Consider the following 18,699-nt stretch of genomic DNA (forward strand, 5'->3'; position numbering starts at 1 on the left):
TGCTGAACAGAGGCGTTGGACGTCATGTGATGGAGCGGACGGCTTGGTAGGCGGTGACCGAGACAATGAGGCAGAGCCCGGACAGGGCAAGCCATTTCAGGTCCTGGGCCTCGCGGCCGTCCTCGTGTTTCCACGTCCATGCCAGGCGGGCGAACTCGAACACACACGCCGCTCCGCTAGCGATGCACGCACCGACCGTCATGTACCGCAGCAGCGCTCCCACATCCGTTACCGGCGGCGGGATCGTGCTCTCGGTCGGACGGAATTCGACGTGAGCGAGGGTCTCGCTGATCGTCAGTGCGGTGTTCATCAGGCAACTTGTCCGGTGAACAGTGCCGGGATGCGTGCGTGTACGGCGTTGGTCAGGGCGATGCCGACGGTGTGGATATCGGTCGGTAGTGCTGGGTTGGGGGCGGTTGCGTCGGCGGCGAGGGGATGCCAGCGCGGGAGCCGATCCACAGACGCCGACAGCAAGCTTCGGTGCCATCCGATGTGCCAGGACTGCTCGAACGCCCCACCGACGACGTCGCGGTGTTGGCGTATCGGCTTGTCCAAGGTGGGGGCCGACGCGACGGTGATCAACCCGAGGAGCTCCGATCCGGCCCCGATCTCTCCTCGCTGGTGTGCGAGTGCGAGATTCTGAGCGGCAGTGAGCGATTTGAAGCTGTCGCGGGCGACGATGACGACGTAGGGGGAGACGCGTTCGCGGTCGTCGCCCGGTGGCCACGATCCTTCGCTGTCAGCGGTGAAGGACCAGAACTGTTCTAGGGTGCTCACCCCTGCTTCGCGGGTGGCACCGAGCAGCCACAGTGACGGTGAGATCCACTGTGTCGCTGAGTCGGTGGTGTCGATGGTCTCGGTCATGCTTGCTCTCGCTTTCGTTGCTGGTCGGTCTCGAGGTCGGCGGCGGCGAGTGAGAGGGCCAGCGCGGCAGATGCGGCGGTGGACCATGCGGCCGTCGTGGCCGGGGCCACGCGACGGTGATCGAACAATCCGGGTGCAGCCAGGGCACTGTCGAAGGGCACCTCGACCAGTGCGCCGAGAACAGGGCTCAGTCCGGAGCGGACGGCGGTGAGATCGACGCTTCCGGCGGGGATGGTGTGGGAGATGACCACGACGGTGCGAGCGAGCGCAGTCGCCCCGTGGGCGGCGCGAATGTGCTCGAGGCGTCCTCGTAGGCGGGTGAGTGGTTCGGCGCGTGCGATGGCGGTCAGGACGAGCACGGCCTGTCCGCGCAGGCTTGCCACGCGCGGTGCGTCGAGGGCCGTGCCGACGTCGTAGATGCGCGCTGCTCCGCGTGAGGCGAAGATGCTGTCGATCAGGGTCAGGTCGCTGCGGTCCGAGGTAGGTCCGCACACCGTTGCGTTCGAGGTGGTGGCCGCGCTGCTGACCGGTAGGCCGGCGGTGATCGGGGTGTCGAGTGTGTGTGCGGCGGCGCGCTCGAAGAGGTTGCCGCCGTCGGTGGTGGCGTCGGCCACCACCACCGGAAACTTCGGTGTGGTCATGGCGGTCGCGAGACCGAGAGCGGTGGTGGTCGAGGACGCACCACCTGCGGACGACCCGACCACGATGCAGACCTGCTGCGGCGGTGGGGTTTTGCCCGGGCGGATGGGAACCACAGTGCTCACCGAACCTCCTCGACGTTGCTGATGGCGTAGTTCGCGCCGGTGCGCACGGTGGTGATCCGGGAGGCGATGGCCGATTCCGATCCGGACGGTGTCCGCAGCGCGAGAGCGACGGCATGAACGTCCGGGTTGTCGGTGGCCGCGATCGTCACGCAGTGCTCGGTACCGGCCGGGGTGCGGTCGATGACGGCCTGAATGCGTTCCGGTGGTGCCGGAGAGACCATGAGAGAGGCGACAGCTGCGCCGGACCGCTCCACGTAGTAGGCGTGCTCGAACGCTGCGATGACATCGACCGCGTTTCCGCGTCCCCCGGCAGCGTCGGTGGTCGTGGCGTCGGGGGTGCTGGCAGCGGTGCAGAAGGGAGCGGGGGCGGCGCTGGTGGGCGCGGTGGTGCTCGCTCTCGGTGCGGCGGTCGAGGCAGCCACCACGGTCGAGTTCGTAGTGTCGGGTGCGTCGTCCTGGCCGTTGACGACGACGACGGCACCGATCAGTGCGGCGGCCGCGACGCCGGCAGCGACGATCCACGTCGGGGAGATCCGTCGACGCGGGCGCGCGGGCGATACCGGGAGCTGCGAGGTCGCGTCGTCGACGGGGGGAGTCGGCGCGGCTGCGGTGCGACGGCGACGGAACCGGCGTTGCGGCTGGTCCATCACGAGGCGGTCGGCCGGGACGTGCGCGGCTACCCAGTACGGAACGGGAACGGTCTCGGGGGCGATGTCGCCGAAATCGGCATCGGCATAGTCGTGTTCGGTGTCGAGGTCGTGTGCCGGATCGGTTGTGGGGGAGTTGTTCTCGCCTACTGCTGGCATCGCCGGTAGCGGAGGTGCGGGGGTCATCGACGGGTGCACGGCGGAGTCTGCGGCCGGCTGCCACTGCGAGTGGTCGAAGTTTTCCTGGGGGTCAGGGAACAGCATCGTGCTGTCGCGGTGATTGTCGGTCGCCATTGTTTTCTCCTGTGTCCCTGAGACGTTCGATGAGAGCGCGAGGGGTTCGGGTGGAGTGGGGAGCTTCGGGAAGGCCGGTTCCGGCCGCGTGCGGGTCGGTCGGAACGCGGCCTTCCCGAAGCAGGTCACTGGATAGGTCAGGCAGGCACTGCCGGAGCGAGCGGGTTGGACAATCCGGCGGCCGCGAGCGCGTTGTCGATGGCAGCGAAGGCGGGTGCTGCATCTGCCACAGCGGCCTGCACCACAGGCGTTGCGTCGGCAACAGCGGCTTGTACCGCCGGAGTCGCGTCGACCACAGCGGCATCGACGGTGTCGAGTGCCTGCTGGCCACCGGCGATCTGTGTCGTGACGAATCCGCGTGCGGTGTCGACAGGGTTGTCCGGAACGGTCCAGACCGGGGCGGCCTGCTCGATGACCGGGGCCGGTGCGGGAGCCGGTACGACCGGTGCAGGTGCAGGTGCAGGTGCCGGTGCGGGCTGCGGGAAGTCCGGCAGTTCGATCTTCTGCGGTTCGCCGAGATCACCTGCACCGTAGGTGGTGCCGAGTGCAACTCCTGTAGCGAGGCCGACTGCGCCACCGATCGCGGCCGAGGGCACACCGCCGACCAGTGCACCGATCGCGGCTCCGCCCGCGGTGCCGGCGATGCCGGTGGTGATCGGTGCGATGCCGGGGGCGATGGGGATCAGTCCGCCGGCGAGTGCGCCGCCGATACCGCCGATGGTTCCGCCGGCGAGAGAGCCGAGGACAGCACCGGGGACACCGGCAGCAACAGCGCCGGTGACCAGGCCTGCGCCGCCTGCGGCGATCTGGGCGGCACCGAGCCGCTGAGCGCGGTCGGTCGGGACACCGATCGACCGCCAGAAGTCGGTCACCTGCGCCTCGATGACGGCCGTGGAGTTGTTGGTGCGGTCACGTGCGTCGTCGGTGAGCCAGCTGGGCTGGTCGGCGTAGTAGTCACCGAACTTGACCGTCTTGTCCGGGGCGGCGGTCGGGTTCGTGGGGTCTTCGACGGCGGTCGGGCCGTGCAGAGTGCTCACGTCCAACGGAGCTGCGGGTTCAGCCGGAGCGACCGGTTCTGCAGGCTCGACCGTGGTACCGGAGTTGTCCGAGGTCGTCGCCGTGCCGCTGTTGTTGGTGCTGGTGGAGTCGTTGTCGTAGTACGCGTCCCAGGTCTGCCATTCGGTCTGGTCGTACTGGACGGGCGGTGCAACCCAGTAGACACGCTTTTCGGGCTGCGGGGCGGGTGCGGTCAGTTCACCCTGTGTGGACGGTGCATCGGAGGTCAGGGGCCCTTGGGTCGACGGGGCTGCGGTGGTGATGTCGCCCTGGGTTGCCGGGGCGTCACCCGGTGCGGCCGATGCGGTGCCGTAGCAGAACACGGCCATCACCGATGCTGCGGTCGTGGCGGTGGCGATTCGGGTCAGTGACCGAGTGGGAATCTTGTGAGTGCCCATGAAGGAGTGGACCTTTCGTGTAGGTGGAGCTATTGGACGGGGGTTGCAGCCGGAAGCGAGGTGACGGTTCCGGACGTGGTGGAGGGACGAGTCGAGGGCAGCACCGAGGTAGTTGCGGTCGAGGTTGTGGGCGTTGCGGTGCGTGTCGTGGTGGAGCTCGACGGAGACGACGACGTCGTCGTGTCGGTGGAACTGTCACCGAAGTCGGCTGCGGCGGCCGCGAGCCAGTCCGCTACAAACTGTGTCGTCGATTCGCCCTGTGGAGTCGCCGCCGCAGTGCCGTAACCGGTATGTGCGGCAATGGTGTTGGCGTAGGAGGTCAACGCTGCGAGGTCGAACAGATCCTTGTTGGCCGTCACCTCGTTCTTGACGACGTTGAATGCCTGCTGCACGACCCGCTTCGATGTTGCAGGCGGGACGAGCTCGATGACTGCTTTGGCGGTCTTGGCTGCGATCACCGCGAATGCCGCTGCGGGATTGGACAAGCCGGCAGCGGACACTTCGGCGATGGTCTGCGGCGTGATGACCTTCTTCGCCACCGACACCACAGCATTGACCGCGACCAGACCGACCTTGGTCAGTGCTGCGATCGCTTCCTGCCCGGTCGGAGGCGTTGCCTTCGGGTCCGAGGCTTCGGCGAACCGCTGCGAGAGCGACTTCTTCGGTGCGATCGAGAGGTTCTCGAGCGAGTTCTTCGGCACCGAGACGTCCTCGTTGATGACGTCGACCGCGACGCCGAACGATGTCGACGCCAACGCCATGCCGATGGACGACACGGCGCGGAACGGGTCACCGCCGACCTCTGCCTGGCCGGCGACATTGGTGACCGCTCGCGCGATCGGGGCGTTCGCGGGTGCATCGCATGCGAGGTCGCCGGTCTGACACATCGAGGCCACCCGCCCGCTCAGCGATCCGTAGCTCGAGACGACGTCGCTTGCCGGGCCGATGCCCGACCCGGCGGGCGCAGGGGCGGAGACCGGGGGAAGTTCGGCGACGTGGTTTCCAGACGAGCCGGGGGCTGGTGAGGGGTCGTCGCTACTGCTGCCAGGGAAGACAGGCGACCCGGCACCTCTGGTCGGCGAACCGAACAGCGCGCCGACCGCAACTTTGTCTGCGGGGATTGCGCTGGTGCCCGCGCCGACTGCCTTGAGGAAGTTCGAGGCGGCGTGCGCACCCTGGCTGTAGCCGACGACGGCCAATCGGGTTGTCGGGCAGCTCGAGACGACTTTCTCGGCGGCAGCTTCGAGGTTGGCTGCAGCTTCCTCCACCGAGACGGTGTAGGGCTGCTTACCGCCGGGAACGGCACCGCCGAATGCAGCCGGGTACGGCACGTACGCGCGGTCGAGCGAAGAACCGATCACCCGCGCGGCCTCGAGCGCCGGGCCGAGGACCGTTCCGAGCATTCCGGTGTCGGCCTTGATCGGCGCATCCGGCGAGGACTGTCCCGTCCCCTGGACGGCGAGTGTGTAGAGGGCTGGGCAGTCGGTGACCAGTTCGTCGAGCCACGGCTGCTCCGGGCTGGCTGAGGCAGTCGGCGGCGTCACCAACAGGTGTGCCGCGCTGACCGACAGCGTGCACGCTGCGACGGCCATCATCGCGGCGATGGATCTGAAACGAGTTCTGTCGGACAATATTTCGACTCCTGTCAAAACCGGGAACATCTGGGTTGGCGACGTCAGGGAACGAGGGTTCGAGGGGCAACTGGCTGGTGGGCACCGGGTCGACCGGCACACCCGGAACCCACCAGGGGAAGGAGCTATCCACCGAGGAGTGCAAAGAAGTTTTGGGCGAAGAGCAGCCACTGCCAGATAGGCATCTTGTTGTCCATTTCCCTTCTGTGAGAACGGGTATGAGCTTCGGGGTGATGTCCCGGCGGGGCCGCGCAGCACCGAACATGATGAGATGCGCTTACTGCGCGACCCTCGCGCCGGTCCACCGGTCGAGCTACAGGGCGTCGGGGAGCACCTGCAGCTCACGACTGGAGTCAGGGTTGGCCCCAGTCGAGATTTGGGGTCAGGCCACGTGGCTGAAATCGATGGCACGGCGGGGTTCGTTGGCGGGCTCGCGGAACGTCATGTCCCTATCGGTCCATTCACCAAGAAGTTCGCCCGTGTCCTCGCACAACAACTGGTGAACAGCGTGCGGTGTTGAGGTCAACGAGCATGCGGCGAATCCAGGCACTTGATCGTTGATCGCAGGACACTCACGCAGTTCGGTCAGTGACACCCGAGACGGTGTCGATCTCGTGTCATGAGCTGTGGGTGCGGTCATCTTCGATGCCTTCGGTTGTGGATGCGGGCCGATCTGATGCCATTCAAACACAATTAATAAGCTATCGCGACCTCATTAACATGTTAGTGACATGCTAACGTTATCACTGTGTGTAGCGGGGCATGCTGGTTGCGTACAGTTCGCTTCGTGGGATCAGAAGACGACATCACCCGTTTCGGGCGAATCGTCAGTCAAAGGCGGCGAGAGCTGAACTACTCCATGCTTGCGTTTCGAGAGGCCGGTGGCCCGGTTCCTGCCACGACGAGCAAGATCGAACGAGGTCTGGAACCCCACCCTGCTTTGCAAACCTTTCAAAGGCTCGACAAAGCGCTGCGGTGGTCACCTGGAAGTTCGGCGCGGGTCTGGAACGGGGGTAGTCCCACTACTGTCGAGTCGGCAGAGTCGGGTACCCCGTACGTCTCAAGTACCTCTGTTGGTCAAGGTCCGTCTGAGTTGATCGTGTCGGCGCAGCTCTTGCCGTTGATGACTCGCATCGCCAATAGAATCCGCGATGTTAGACGGGATAATCCAGATTTGCCGCCGGCATTGGACGAGCCGCTGAACGATCTCGACGCTGTGGTTGATCGCTTGAATAGGTCATGGTTGATTTCCTACGTCGAGCAGAGGTTGCTTCACGATGGTTCGATCGCCGACGATCCGCTGCTCACAGTCATCCTTGGACCTCAGCTCGACGCGAGTCAGTCGGATCTCAAGACGGACTACGATCGTGCAGACGCTGCGTATCTGCGATGGTTGATCGGTCGCACGGAAACGCTGACAAAGGACCAGGCAGAGAGAGCCGCTGGTAGATGGTCTCTACGAAAGGAAACGAATTGATCGGCGAACAGCCAGATTTTTCCGAGGCGCTATCTGCTCAGGCTCGGCTCGATTTGATGATCGACTACTACCGACCGCACGGGCACCCCAAACTTACTCCAGGAGCATTGGCGACCTTCATCTCGAACGAGCATCTGTCGCGGACGGTAGCACCTGAAGAAATCGCAGCATTTTTAGAACGCCGATCGAACTCCCTTAGCGAGGACGTTCGAGTTGCGCTGTGCATGATGATCGGTACACCGCCGGACTTCCTCAGTGAGTCCGCAGACACTGATCTACTCAAAAGAGTCGTGCTTGAACTGCAGATTGTGATCGAAATCCGTGACCGAGGAATCAATTACTTGGCTGGACGCCGAGGGGGTGCCACTACGTTGACGATGCTCCAATCTGTCCTCGACAGTGTGCGACTGCTCCCCCTACTTGACGTTGACGGGTCAGACGGCGAACCTTCCAGCCCTCGCTCGCTTCGAGCAATCTAGCCTCTGCATCTATGGTGTACGCCATGACGTATCACCATGTAGTTTCGCTCGGAAGCTCGTTTGCCTCTGGGCCAGGCATAGAGCCTCTCGTCGACAAAGTTGCGGGGAGATCTGGGCGTAATTATCCCTCTTTGCTTGCGGTCGGCTTAGGTGCCGTACTGACCGATAGAACAGCAAGTGGGGCCACATTGGCCAACATTGTTGATACTCCGCAACGTGTGGGGCTGAAAAAGCTGCGACCCCAGCTTGACAACGCACCACGCGATGCGGACCTCGTCACTATCACTGCCGGTGGCAACGACCTGGGGTATAGCATCAACATGATCCGAATTGCGCTTGCAAACCGCTTACGAACCAGCGGTCTGGGTCGACCGCTGGCAGGTTTGTTGCGTCCTAAGGCCCTGCCCGCAGTATCCGAACAGCAGCGCACTGACATGGCCGAAGGTTTGGCGAGGGTCATCGGGTCCATTCGTGAGCAGATGCCGGCCGCTCGAATCGTCGTGGTCGACTACCTGACAGTCCTGAACTCGCAGTCGGTCAACACCGCTAATGCGCCGTTCACTCCGGACGAGCTGACGGCGTTGAACGGGGTGGCGACCATATTGTCCGAGGTCTTAGAAGAAACGTCCCAGAAAATGGGCGTCGACTTCGTTGCTTCAAGAGCTATTAGCACCGATCATGCTGTTGGCGCTCCAGAACCTTGGGTTGTGGGTATGCCTGCGAAGATTCGTGGCATAGCCTCGCGGCCTCCATTTCACCCCAATGAAGTCGGGATGAAAGCAATTGCAGCGCACCTTCAAGAAGTCTTGGCCTGAGCGTTTTGGTACGGAAGCGTTGAGTAAGCAGCGGCCACTCTCACGATCGCTCGTCGACTTGCCGTCCATGCTGGCGAATCGGCCTTCGCTCGCCGCTCCGCCGCCATCGACAGTGCCCGTTGGACGTCTTGCGCTCGCTGGGAGGAGGTCGTCGCGTGTCCGCTCAAGTGCAATCGCGTCAGTCCGTCTTCGAGCTCGATAAGCATCTCTTCGCGTCGTTCCCGGATCGGTAGGGTTTCGGTCTCCGGTTTGGCTATTCCCGGAAAGCAGTGCACGACCTCCTTCCAAAGTCGCTCAAGACTTGCTGTTTGGCGAATCGCCTCACGGCGCTCGAAAAATGCGCGCCAAACTCCGGGGAAAGTGGCGATGGCGAGAGCGGCAGCTGCAGGCAGGAAGACTTGATCTACTCCCTGAGTTCGGAAGTGGGTCAACCAATTTTGCTCCCCAATGCTGAGGAAAACGGCACTCACAGCGCGGCTGACGTGGTCGATGAATTGAAGGCCGGCGGCGAGGATCGCCGCCAGCGCAGCAAGTCGTGTTGTTTTGGAGTTGGTGCTGGTATCCCGACTTTGCGCCAGCAGCGCGCTGATGACGGCGGCCGCGGCGACCGGAATCGGCAGTGACATCGGAACGAGATACGCAGCAGTGCGCCATGACTGGAAATCCTCAACTGCCACGTTCGATGCCCTTGCTGGTGCTGATACGAACCACAGCCACACCGTGATGCCGGTCGCGGCAACAAGGGCCGTTGTAATTTCGACTCGAGAAAAGCGGCGGGGGGAAGTCCACGACCGCGCCAGAAGCCAAAGGCAGACTGCGCCGTACATGATGATGCTGTGCCCAATCACGCGCGCGGTGGCGAGATTGACGCCAAGCGGCTCCAAAACTGAACCCTGCACCCAAGTGTCGCGGACAAGGACAACCATGGTCATCACACCCAGGAGCGCGGATACCAAGAGTTGGGGGCGTCCGGTCCTGATGAAGAACAGGCGCAGTAGCAGTACCGATCCGCAGGTCACGATCAACACTGCGGACAGCGCGGGTGGAGTGGTCGATCTGGCTTGATTGACGAGAATCGTACTGACGGTTTCAGTCACCGAAAGTAGCCCCGGCGATAGACCATCGGCCCCCTTCAACACCTCCGGTCGAACCTGATGCCAAGACCATCCCGCGGCGCTCGGCGTCGAGTTCTTCAGGAGCGATAAAAATATCTCTGCTGAGTACGAAACCTGCCTTGCCGATGTCTAGGTCACTCAGCAGCTCCAAGGGGATATTGCGGAGGTTCGGACGGTCGCCCAGTGACAAGTGATGGCCCGCTTGTAGGTGGCCGAACTCATGGCACACCTGCCGGCATTGATGTGCCGGGCTGCGGCGGCTGTCGTACCGTACAGCGATGCCGTGTGTACCCACGACCGTCATACCGCCGCAACTGCCGAACAGGTCCGCCTGCTTTGCCTGCTCAGAGGTCGACCACGGTGACAGCGCAATTTTCGTCTCGAACTGACGGCTCAGCGCTATGCGTACATCTTCTAAGCGCCATGGACGTACCAGTCCGCTGACTGAAGTGTCGATCCGTCGCTCGTCGTCCTCTGTACTTTCCTTGCCTCGCCACAGCATTAGAGCTCCGTTTCCCCGACGACAGCCTTCGGACCGAATGGTACGCGGCTCACCAGCATCGAGAGCTTGGCGTTACACCCTCATGTTAGACCGCGTCGAAGAGTTGCCAACTGTGTAGGTATTAGCATCATGGTGACACGCGAAAGTGTGTTCGTTAGAATATTTGGAGCATGCATCGGTCTTTTCTGGTCCACTTACGGCGTGTCGGGCACAGCAGCAAGGTCAGACTGAGCCACACTTGGTGCCGCGCAGAAGTGCAGCGCGACGAGGTCGTAAGAGGAGGGTCCATGGCTAGGCCAAGCAAAGGTGATCGCAAACGTCTGGGCAGACTGCCAGCGGACGTCCATGAGGCCCTTGAGAAAGAGGCAGTGGCGCACGGTGCCAGCTCTGTGAGCCAGTACGTTTCGGATCTGCTCTGCCTACATGTTGGCCGACGCGACCTAGTTCAGGAAATTTCGCAGGAGGTCCTCCCACTGACCGCTTAGGTCTCAAAACTTAACTTCAACGTCAAAGCCCCCGCTCTTGTAGCGAAGAGCGAGGGCCTGATGACAAATGCCGCGCCGAGTTGGTAGCTCAGTGCTGGCTTCCCAGAAGGGACTGTCTTTGGTGGACAGGTCTCAGGGTACATCGCGCCCTGACGAAGGTTCAAGATTCAGTGGTCGTGTCGGGTCGACGATGTCGACACCCGACAACACATGGGGACGTCTGTCTCCGCTCGTGGCCGCGCGTCGGTCCATGCGTGTCTGGAGCGCCGCCAGCGGCAAGTTCGATACCTCGCGGAGGCTGACGAAGCACCTTCCGGCCGTGCCGGCCGCCGTACCGATCTATGCGCGCGGCCGCACGAGCCTGCTAGCCCTGGACTTCGACGCCAAACACCACACCCCAGAGCAGGTCGACGTCGATGTCGAACGTGCCTTGGGATGGCTCCACGAATGCGGTGCACGCACAGTCACCGATCGTTCGACGAGCGGCGGCCGCCACGTCCTGGTGCCGATGGCCACCGACATCGCTCTGCGCGTCGACGACATCAAAATGGTGATGCAGCTTTTGTCGGCCCGCCTGGTCACCCTGGACGCCACTCCGATGCTCAACGCGGACTGGGGATGCATCACTCCCCCGGGCTCACCGTGCCGCGAGGGTGGCTACCGCATCCTCGACGGCACTCTCGAAGAGGCGATCGACGCCTTCACCGTTCGGTCCGACCGCGGTATCGTCCCCCGCCTCATAGCTCTCCTGGGCGGTGCGACCACTCCCCGGCACCGCACCCCTGTAGCCGCTGTCGCTGCCTCCCTCTCCCAAGACGAACGCCTCGTCGGTGTCGGCAGGGACCGACGCTTGGACCCGCGTTTCCACCGCACTACAGCCGTCCCAGAGGCCGTCGAGGGGTACGCGGCGACGGGCAAGTTCACCAAAACAGCCAGAGCCCTCTGGGACTCCCCCTCAGAGGCGAGGCAGGCCGTCATCAGCCACGCCGTCCTGCGCGGTGCCAGCACCGCAGACATCGAGAAGGCGATCGCAACCAAGGCGTGGTCGGGAGTCCGCAACTCGTACATCGACAAGTACGGCAGGCACTCCGCCGCAGCCCTGCAACGAGACGTCGCCAACGCCCTGAGCTGGGCCGCAAGGATCGTCCGCCCATTCCACCAACTCACGCACAAGAACAGACACACAGGGGGTAGTAGTTCCTTCCTGAAAGATCCGATTCGTAGAAAGTGGCTGGCACACGCACAGCTGTGGATCGACTCAGAATTTCTCGGTACCCGACAACGCCCTGTCCTACTCGCAGTGGTCCAAGCACTCGCCTACACATCGGCTCTGGCCGGCGAATTGGTCGAGGGCGTCCCCGTGGTGGCAGTGGGTGGACGGAGCCTGTCGCATTCGGCGGGATTGCTGTCAGAATCGACTGTCTGGAGTGCGTTGCGGGTGCTCAGAGAGACTCCAGGGTCTCCCCTGCTGCTCGTAGCCCGCGGCGCTGGCCGTGAGGCCGATCGCTACGCCCTGACCGTCCCGGCGACCACCAGGGGCCCAGGACGAGCGCGGATCGAGCGTGCACGTGTGGAGCCGGTACATCCGGCATGGAGCGTGCTCGGCCTGCGTGGGCGGGCGGTATACGAGCTGGTCGTTGCCGGTCTGGCCACGAGCGTCGACGACGCCTTCGCCGGCGCGATGCTGCGCCCATCGAACGGTTACGCCATTCTCGCGGATCTGACGGCCGCTGGGCTCATCGAACGCGACGGGACGTCACTGGGTCCCGGAAGCCGCACGCTGGACGACGTAGCGGACGCTCATGGCCTCGAGACCGTCGCGGCCGACCGCGTCGTTCGACACCGTGCCGAACGGCTCTTGTGGCAGGTGTGGCTTGAGAACCGCTTCTACGGTCCGGCCGTTGCCTTGGCCATGAAGGATCCAGCCGCCGACGTTCCGATCTACGGCGCTCCCCCACCGCGCGGGGCGGAGTCCGAAACGCTGTGGGCGGCGATGCTCGCTGCCGGGCCACCCCCGGTGCCTGATCCTGTGCTGGAAGCGATCGAGCTCCTGAGTGACCATCTCGGGGCGGTGATTGTGTCTGCCTGAAATTTTCCAAGCCGGTTTGCTGGCGATACGAAACTCCGTTTGGCGATGTGTGGCCATCGAGCCGGAAGCGCAAATCCTCCGGTCATCGATTCGCAACCTCCAGGCCTTGGACTGACCGGCGATTGTGTCGACGTTGCGTCGACCGAGTCACCTGCGCAACGCTGCCGCACGGTCTGCAGAGGCGTTACGGCGTTGTAGCGGCACAACGTCGGAACGTTGCAACGTTTAACCGTTCTACCGTTTGAGGGGTGCGGAGTCTCATTATTCAGCGATGAGGTCTGGCTTGCGGGTCCGCAGGTGGGTTGGCTCCGGTTGCGGGTGGGGCATGGTGCCCACCTAACCCAGAGCCCCCGCCCTGGCCCGGGGCGCGTTGCGTCCCGTTGCGCACGCTTGCGCGCAGTTGCAACGCGCCTTGCTAGATTATAGCGCTATAACTGCAAAACGTTTAAATGTAGTAACGCTGTAGCGTTAGACTGCTACAGCGGTATACAGTTAGAACGTATGAACGTTCCGCAGTTCCGCAGTTCCGCAGTTCGGAAGTTCCGCAGTTGGTCGGTGGAATGTTGTAGATGTCCAACGTTCCAACGTTCCAACGTTCCAACGTTCAACCGTCACGCGCGCTTAATGTTTTAACGTTCTAGCGGTACAACTGCGCATTTGAATGCCAGCGAAGCAAGGGGCCGGAACGGCCCGATGGAGAACACTCATCCTCAGGAGGGGCCCGCATGACCTACTTCGTTGTCTGCCACACACGTAAAGGGGGCGTCGGTAAAAGCACCCTTGCCTACGAGCTCGCCTACACGCTGGGTGCTGTTCTCGTAGATCTCGAACATGACGGTGGGGGAGTGACCAAGAAGTGGGGCTACCGTCCCGAGGAGAGGCAACGAATCCCCCTCCTCGACGCCATCGCATCGAACCGGACCCCTAAGCCTCTGACCGGCTTCAAGAAGCCACGGCTGATTCCGAGCCATCCTGAGCTGTACGACCGACCGCCGGGTCAAGACGAGATGGCGGACGCTCTCACGATGTGGGGAGAGAACTGGGACACGGATTGGGTCGTTGTCGACACCCACCCTGGAGCCAGCCCACACACCCATGGGGCCCTGTCGATCGCCCACGTAGTTCTCGCGCCAAGTCCCCTCCGCACGTCCGATCTCGATGCAACGGAGCAGCTGGTAAACGAGATGCCGGACTACCCGTTGGTGATCTCACCGACCATGATTCCGCCGTCACCTCCGGCACGTCTGATAGCGAGACTCGCCAAAATCGTAGAAGGAACGCCAGTGCAGGTGGGGCCACCTGTGCCGAACGCATCGGGTGTGGGGACCAGGAGTAAGCGAATAGCTATCACCGCCGAGGATCCGCCGGCGAAAGCTCTACGTCCGTTCGCAGACGCAATCGCTGAAACAGCCACATTCCTGAAGGAGTACGTCAAATGAGCAACGGTCTAGAGCGGCTCAACGACATGCGGACGCGACCTGCCAACAACAGGAAGATGCCACCGCCCAGGAATGCGCCGAGGGCTACGCCGGTGGAGTTGGAACCCCCACTAGGTCCTCCAGAAACGACAGAACGAGCTACTGACAACAACGCAGAGGCGCGGCATACTGCCGTCGAACCCGATGTGGCTCCCGCTGCCCCACAGACCCCGTCGACACTGCCTACCGTCTCGGACCGCTCGCCAGCAAACAACGTTCAGCAAGCTTCGCAGGCAGATGAAGAAGAACCCAACAAGCTCGAAAAGTCCACGATTTACCTCGACGCAGTTACCGATGCCTTCCTCGAGGACGTCATCACGAGTGGCCGGAAGCAGAAGCCTCGCATCGATTCTCGGAGTGCAATTGTCCGCTACGCCCTGAAAGTCGTGGCTGAGCAGATGACCCCGGATCAAGTCATCGAGGCAATCCGGCAAGCCACGCCTACTAGCCACGGGCAAGGCAGGCCACGTTTGTAGCGTTGCAATGTTGCAGCGTTCTAGCGCTACAACAGCGCAATTCAGTACCCCAACCAACCTCTCACCCTGACTTGGGGCCCCGGCGGTGCGACTACACCACCGGGGCCGGTCGATCACAGAACGGACCTGCGATCAATGAACAACGCTAGTACTTCCTCTGAAACGGTCGAGGACCACCTCGACCACGCCAACACGGTCTTCATCCACCCACGAGTGCTGACCGGGGCTTTGGCCACTGCCATCGTCCTCACCGTCGGTATAGCCGCGGCGTCATTCTGGCTTTCCTTCGCAGCCCTGCGAGATCTCGCCACAATGGCAGGTACCGAGCCTGGTCGAGCCTGGGTGATACCCGTCGTCCTCGACGGCGCAATTGTCGCCACCACGGTCACCGCAATTGCGCTGTCCCACCACACCGACCCACGAACAGTGCGCGGTCGCCGATTCGTCCTGTGTGTTCTTGCCGTCGCAGCCGGAGCCTCGATCGCAGGCAACGCCTACCACGCAACACTGACCTCGACCGTGATGCCCGCTTTCGTTGCAGCCGGCATCGCCACCATCGCCCCAGTCTTCCTCCTGGCGATGACCGAAGTTCTCGCCGTCATACTCCGAGCACCACGCGCCAGCCGTCTGGAAACGTCGTTGCCGAACAATGTGATTGGCAGTTCGCCGAGCCGTGAAAGCGCTCCGCAATCGGTCGCCGAACCTACAGACGAAGCCAGTACCCAGCAGCTCAGCGACCTATTTGACGCACACGGAGCCCTGCACGACGACGTCTGGACAACAGCGTTCCTCTATCACAAGCATCCCGAAGCGCAGGGAAATTTTGCAGCAGTCGCTCGGATGCTGAAAGTCAAAACTTCAACAGTCACCCGGCGCTACGACAAGCTGGTCCAACTTGTCGTGGACGTCGCGGAATCGAAAGTGCCGAATCATCTCCTCGCCCTGCATGAAGACTCGAAGGAGGCACAAGTAGCAGCCGGCTCGGATGCCCCGTACGAGGTGGAACAGCAGGCGGTCACCGGTGAGTACGCGGAGGCGGCACGATGACGCAGCAACGAGCCATCAAGACCCGTGAGGTACTTATCGCGGCAGCCGCTCGCGAGTTCGCCGACCGCGGCTACGCCGGCGCGTCGGTCAACAGCATTCTCGCCAACTCCACCTCCACCAAAGGTGCGCTCTACTTTCACTTCTCGTCCAAGGAAGCTCTCGCCGAAGCCGTCCTCGAGGACGTGCGATCGGCATACACACCAATTGTCGAACGATGGCGTAGCGCAGACGTCCATCCCTTCGATGCCATCGCGGGAATCGTCGACGACATCGCGGCCGTCGCCACCGACGTCTCAGGGCGCGCAGAAATGAAGCTGGCGCTAGATCCACCATCGCCCGATCTACAGCGCCCATCCCACGCGTGGGAAGCGGCCGTCCGCAACCACGCCGGCACGGCCGAACAATCAGGGTTCCTCCGTTCAGGGTTCACCGCAGAGCGCTTCACGAACTTCCTTCTCGCCGCACTCGCCGGACATCGGATCCTTGCCGACATAACCCCGGCATTCAGCGACCCTCCGGACCTGCGCGACCTCTTCTCGGAGACCGTCCGAACACTGGTCACAGCAGCCGCGACACAGGACTACCTGCATTCCCGCGCCGAAACGGGGGAGCGGACCACACCAGCTGCAGCTGGTACCAATGATCAGGTGAGCGAACGATGACCATCGTCGACCGGCCCGCGAACAAGCCCGCATCGCGGCCGGCCAAACGAGCCCGCGCCACGAAACCCCGCCGGCCGTGGGCCAAGCCCGGTGACGATCGAGTCGTCATCATCGACATCGACGGCGTCCTGGCCGACCTCAGCGCCTACGAGTCGCTGCTTGCCGTCGACGAACGGCCCGCCGAGCAACGGTGGGAAGAGTTCTTTGCCCACATTCCCGACGCCGCAGTCATCGACACCGGCTACGACCTCGCCTGGGCCATCGACGGTCTCGGATACACCATCGTCTACTCCACCACCCGACCCCGCTACACCCGAGACTCCTCACGGCTCTGGCTCACCACCAAAGACTTCCCGACCGGGAAAGCGATGTTCACCAGGCCCAAAACCCCGGCCGGGCTGCACCCACAACCGGCCTGGCAGACCAAGCTTTCCCACGCTCGAGCAGTCACCCACCAGCACCGTGCCTGGCTGCGGGCGTTCATCGACGACGACCCTGCCGCGCGCGCCAAACTCACTGGCGCACAGATTCCTGCGCTCGACTCCACCGCCCTCACCGCAATGACTACAAACGCCCTGCAAGCGATCCTCGACAGTGCACGATGAGACCGGATTCACCGCCGGAAAGGGGACTACGCCGATGAGCAGTTCTGAACAACTCCTCGAAGCAATACGACGAAAGCACGGCCGCAACCTGGAACGGCTACGCCGAAAAGCCCTCAGCGATGCCGCCACCACTGCCGAGATGAGCGGCACCGGCCCGGGCCGAAAATTACCCCCTCGGTACGAAACACGATCCGTACTCGACAACACGCTCGAAGTTCGCATCCTCGCCTCCCACGACCCCATCGACGACGACGTGGTCATTGTCGGGAACTATCCGGCAGGCTCCAAGCTCGTGTTCATCTCGGTGAGCGCACGCCACGCCCGAACCGGAAGCATCGCGACGATCGACCCCACCGAAGCAGACGCATGGGGCGCATCACTCGCACCAGAGGGGTACGACGAGTTCGTCGTCAAGCTCGGACAAATCGCTACCTCGCCGTCGAAAGCGACCCGCTACCGTCAGATCGTCGGGCCCGACAACCACCTGTGCGCGATCGATGAACGTGACCGAACCGCGATGCTCGCCACCGCCCAGTTCATCTGACCCTTGGTACAGAAAGCGAGCGTTTCCGGCGCACTGTAGTTGCGGGGGAGGGGACGTCTGCCGATTGGCTGGGTCACCGGGCGGGGTACGTCCTCGCCGGGCGCTCCGCGCGGATCTTGTAGTCCCATTTGTTGCCGCTCAGGTGGTCGGTCAGTTCTCCCTTACTGTCCGTGCGGATAGCGAGGTAAATGCCATTGGCCGCCCGTCCAGACTGCGTTCCCTCGACAATCCAGGCTTCGTCGGCGTCGGAGTAGCTCAGGCCGTTCTCGCGCAGGTACTCCCTGACCCCGGGGTGGTCCTCGACGCATCCGAACTCCACCAAGTATTCATTCGTCGACATGGCAACACTCTATGGGCGAGTGCTGCCACAAAGGAACGTTTCTGTCACCCCCTCGATCCACGAATCAGCTGTCAGTTTCAGAAGTGCGCGTCATGATTTCCTGGGGTTTTACCTACGATTGCAGTCGTCTTCTGACATTCTGAGTGCAGAAGTGCACTGCGCAACCGGTCACCCAGGCTGGGTGTTCGGAGGCTGCGATTGACGCGGACAAGTTCGACGTTGTAGAGGCTGGTGTGCTGACCGCTCGGCCGAGCAGTGGGAGCAGACACGGTCACGGTTCGCAGCGCTCAGCGAGCTGATTAATCAATCGTGCATCGGTACCGCAGTGGTCGAGGAGGCAGCGCAGCAGTTGGGGAAGACGAAGGTTCTGGAGTCCAGGGCGATCGCCCAGCGGTGTGGGGGTGCCCAGGTGCGACCGAGGGTGTCTGCGGGCAGGAGGTAGTCACCGAAGTCCTCGACGAGGGTTCCTGCTGCGGTGTTCCCGTCGGGGCGGTGCACTTCGACGATGTCACCAACCGAGAGGGCTCCGGTGGTGATTTGTTTGGGATCGGTCATAGTTCAGCATTGAAGCAGGCCGGTCAGCCGCTGATTCGCGGTGGTCTCGACGCCCCGCCTACGGACAACGCCGATGGCTCTGAGGGTGTGGGATCCGGGTCGTGCCAAACTGTATGAGCTCGTTCACGAAATCTCCCAAACGCTGTCGTTGATCGTCGAATGGGGCTCGTCCATCGCCGCGTCAGAGATGACGAACCAAGGCCACCCGGTCACAGTGCACGAAGCCGTCATTCATCGCACCATCAGGGAGTTCGAACGCGGAAAACTCAGTCTCGCGAAAGGCATCAGACCTTTGGATGGCGGTGACCCTGGTGTGCTCAGTCGCGCCTTCGACGACAACATCAGCGCACTGCACGAGGAGCTCTCAACTCAGGGT

At 62.9% G+C, this 18,699-nt stretch carries 19 protein-coding genes; 9 read left to right on the forward strand and 10 right to left on the reverse strand.

What is annotated here, in order from left to right:
* Window positions 1-22: 22 nt before the first annotated feature.
* The 6 genes from AB0P23_RS20250 to AB0P23_RS20275 form a co-directional block, all read right to left on the reverse strand.
* Window positions 23-310, reverse strand: a complete 288-nt coding sequence (locus AB0P23_RS20250) for a hypothetical protein (RefSeq protein WP_363799047.1) — start codon at window positions 308-310, stop codon at window positions 23-25.
* Window positions 310-864 (reverse strand): hypothetical protein, encoded by a 555-nt coding sequence (locus AB0P23_RS20255; protein WP_363799048.1) that lies wholly within the window; start codon window positions 862-864, stop codon window positions 310-312. Before AB0P23_RS20255 ends, AB0P23_RS20250 begins: the two co-directional genes overlap by 1 nt.
* Window positions 861-1,628 (reverse strand): hypothetical protein, encoded by a 768-nt coding sequence (locus AB0P23_RS20260; protein WP_363799050.1) that lies wholly within the window; start codon window positions 1,626-1,628, stop codon window positions 861-863. Before AB0P23_RS20260 ends, AB0P23_RS20255 begins: the two co-directional genes overlap by 4 nt.
* Window positions 1,625-2,569 (reverse strand): hypothetical protein, encoded by a 945-nt coding sequence (locus tag AB0P23_RS20265; protein WP_094716855.1) that lies wholly within the window; start codon window positions 2,567-2,569, stop codon window positions 1,625-1,627. Before AB0P23_RS20265 ends, AB0P23_RS20260 begins: the two co-directional genes overlap by 4 nt.
* A gap of 137 nt (window positions 2,570-2,706) precedes the next feature.
* The gene (locus AB0P23_RS20270) at window positions 2,707-4,023 is read right to left on the reverse strand and encodes an insoluble domain protein (protein WP_363799053.1); all 1,317 of its coding nucleotides are present in this window, start codon (window positions 4,021-4,023) and stop codon (window positions 2,707-2,709) included.
* A gap of 29 nt (window positions 4,024-4,052) precedes the next feature.
* Window positions 4,053-5,654: a cutinase family protein gene (locus AB0P23_RS20275; protein WP_363799056.1), complete on the reverse strand. Its 1,602-nt coding sequence runs from the start codon at window positions 5,652-5,654 to the stop codon at window positions 4,053-4,055.
* 787 nt (window positions 5,655-6,441) lie between these two features.
* Here AB0P23_RS20275 and AB0P23_RS20280 point away from each other — a divergent pair.
* Genes AB0P23_RS20280 through AB0P23_RS20290 form a run of 3 tightly spaced genes read left to right on the forward strand, consistent with a single transcriptional unit; the run spans window position 6,442 to window position 8,425 of the window.
* Window positions 6,442-7,131, forward strand: a complete 690-nt coding sequence (locus tag AB0P23_RS20280; RefSeq protein ID WP_335743469.1) for a hypothetical protein — start codon at window positions 6,442-6,444, stop codon at window positions 7,129-7,131.
* Window positions 7,128-7,610 carry a hypothetical protein gene (locus AB0P23_RS20285; RefSeq protein WP_335743468.1) on the forward strand — a complete coding sequence of 161 codons (483 nt, stop codon included), beginning with the start codon at window positions 7,128-7,130 and terminating at the stop codon, window positions 7,608-7,610. Before AB0P23_RS20280 ends, AB0P23_RS20285 begins: the two co-directional genes overlap by 4 nt.
* 23 nt (window positions 7,611-7,633) lie before the next feature.
* Window positions 7,634-8,425, forward strand: a complete 792-nt coding sequence (locus tag AB0P23_RS20290; protein ID WP_363799059.1) for an SGNH/GDSL hydrolase family protein — start codon at window positions 7,634-7,636, stop codon at window positions 8,423-8,425.
* On the opposite strand, the gene AB0P23_RS20295 is transcribed toward AB0P23_RS20290, so the two are convergent.
* Together AB0P23_RS20295 and AB0P23_RS20300 are read right to left on the reverse strand one after the other, a co-directional pair.
* A complete protein-coding gene (locus tag AB0P23_RS20295) occupies window positions 8,407-9,522 on the reverse strand; it encodes a hypothetical protein (RefSeq protein WP_335743466.1) in 1,116 nt (371 codons plus the stop codon). The two genes, AB0P23_RS20290 and AB0P23_RS20295, sit on opposite strands and share 19 nt — an antisense overlap.
* Window positions 9,515-10,042 (reverse strand): hypothetical protein, encoded by a 528-nt coding sequence (locus AB0P23_RS20300; protein ID WP_335743465.1) that lies wholly within the window; start codon window positions 10,040-10,042, stop codon window positions 9,515-9,517. Before AB0P23_RS20300 ends, AB0P23_RS20295 begins: the two co-directional genes overlap by 8 nt.
* A gap of 735 nt (window positions 10,043-10,777) precedes the next feature.
* Between AB0P23_RS20300 and AB0P23_RS20305 the strand changes: the two genes are divergently transcribed.
* From AB0P23_RS20305 to AB0P23_RS20330, 6 genes are all read left to right on the forward strand, one after another.
* Complete coding sequence (locus tag AB0P23_RS20305) at window positions 10,778-12,616, forward strand: hypothetical protein (RefSeq protein WP_363799062.1); 1,839 nt, start codon at window positions 10,778-10,780, stop codon at window positions 12,614-12,616.
* A gap of 725 nt (window positions 12,617-13,341) precedes the next feature.
* Window positions 13,342-14,055 carry a ParA family protein gene (locus AB0P23_RS20310; RefSeq protein WP_363799064.1) on the forward strand — a complete coding sequence of 238 codons (714 nt, stop codon included), beginning with the start codon at window positions 13,342-13,344 and terminating at the stop codon, window positions 14,053-14,055.
* A 650-nt stretch (window positions 14,056-14,705) separates the two neighbouring features.
* Entirely contained in the window at window positions 14,706-15,617 is a 912-nt protein-coding gene (locus AB0P23_RS20315) for a DUF2637 domain-containing protein (protein ID WP_363799066.1), read from the forward strand.
* Window positions 15,614-16,279 (forward strand): TetR family transcriptional regulator, encoded by a 666-nt coding sequence (locus tag AB0P23_RS20320; protein ID WP_363799069.1) that lies wholly within the window; start codon window positions 15,614-15,616, stop codon window positions 16,277-16,279. Before AB0P23_RS20315 ends, AB0P23_RS20320 begins: the two co-directional genes overlap by 4 nt.
* Entirely contained in the window at window positions 16,276-16,884 is a 609-nt protein-coding gene (locus AB0P23_RS20325; protein ID WP_363799072.1) for a hypothetical protein, read from the forward strand. Before AB0P23_RS20320 ends, AB0P23_RS20325 begins: the two co-directional genes overlap by 4 nt.
* A 34-nt stretch (window positions 16,885-16,918) precedes the next feature.
* Window positions 16,919-17,428 (forward strand): hypothetical protein, encoded by a 510-nt coding sequence (locus tag AB0P23_RS20330; protein ID WP_363799075.1) that lies wholly within the window; start codon window positions 16,919-16,921, stop codon window positions 17,426-17,428.
* A gap of 73 nt (window positions 17,429-17,501) precedes the next feature.
* Here the strand turns inward: AB0P23_RS20330 and AB0P23_RS20335 are convergent, their stop codons facing one another.
* A complete protein-coding gene (locus AB0P23_RS20335) occupies window positions 17,502-17,768 on the reverse strand; it encodes a hypothetical protein (RefSeq protein ID WP_363799077.1) in 267 nt (88 codons plus the stop codon).
* 303 nt (window positions 17,769-18,071) lie between these two features.
* Window positions 18,072-18,323: a hypothetical protein gene (locus AB0P23_RS20340; protein WP_363799080.1), complete on the reverse strand. Its 252-nt coding sequence runs from the start codon at window positions 18,321-18,323 to the stop codon at window positions 18,072-18,074.
* Between the last annotated feature and the right edge of the window lie 376 nt (window positions 18,324-18,699).

This window comes from Rhodococcus sp. NPDC077669 (assembly GCF_040686915.1).
Taxonomy (GTDB): Bacteria; Actinomycetota; Actinomycetes; order Mycobacteriales; family Mycobacteriaceae; genus Rhodococcoides; species Rhodococcoides fascians.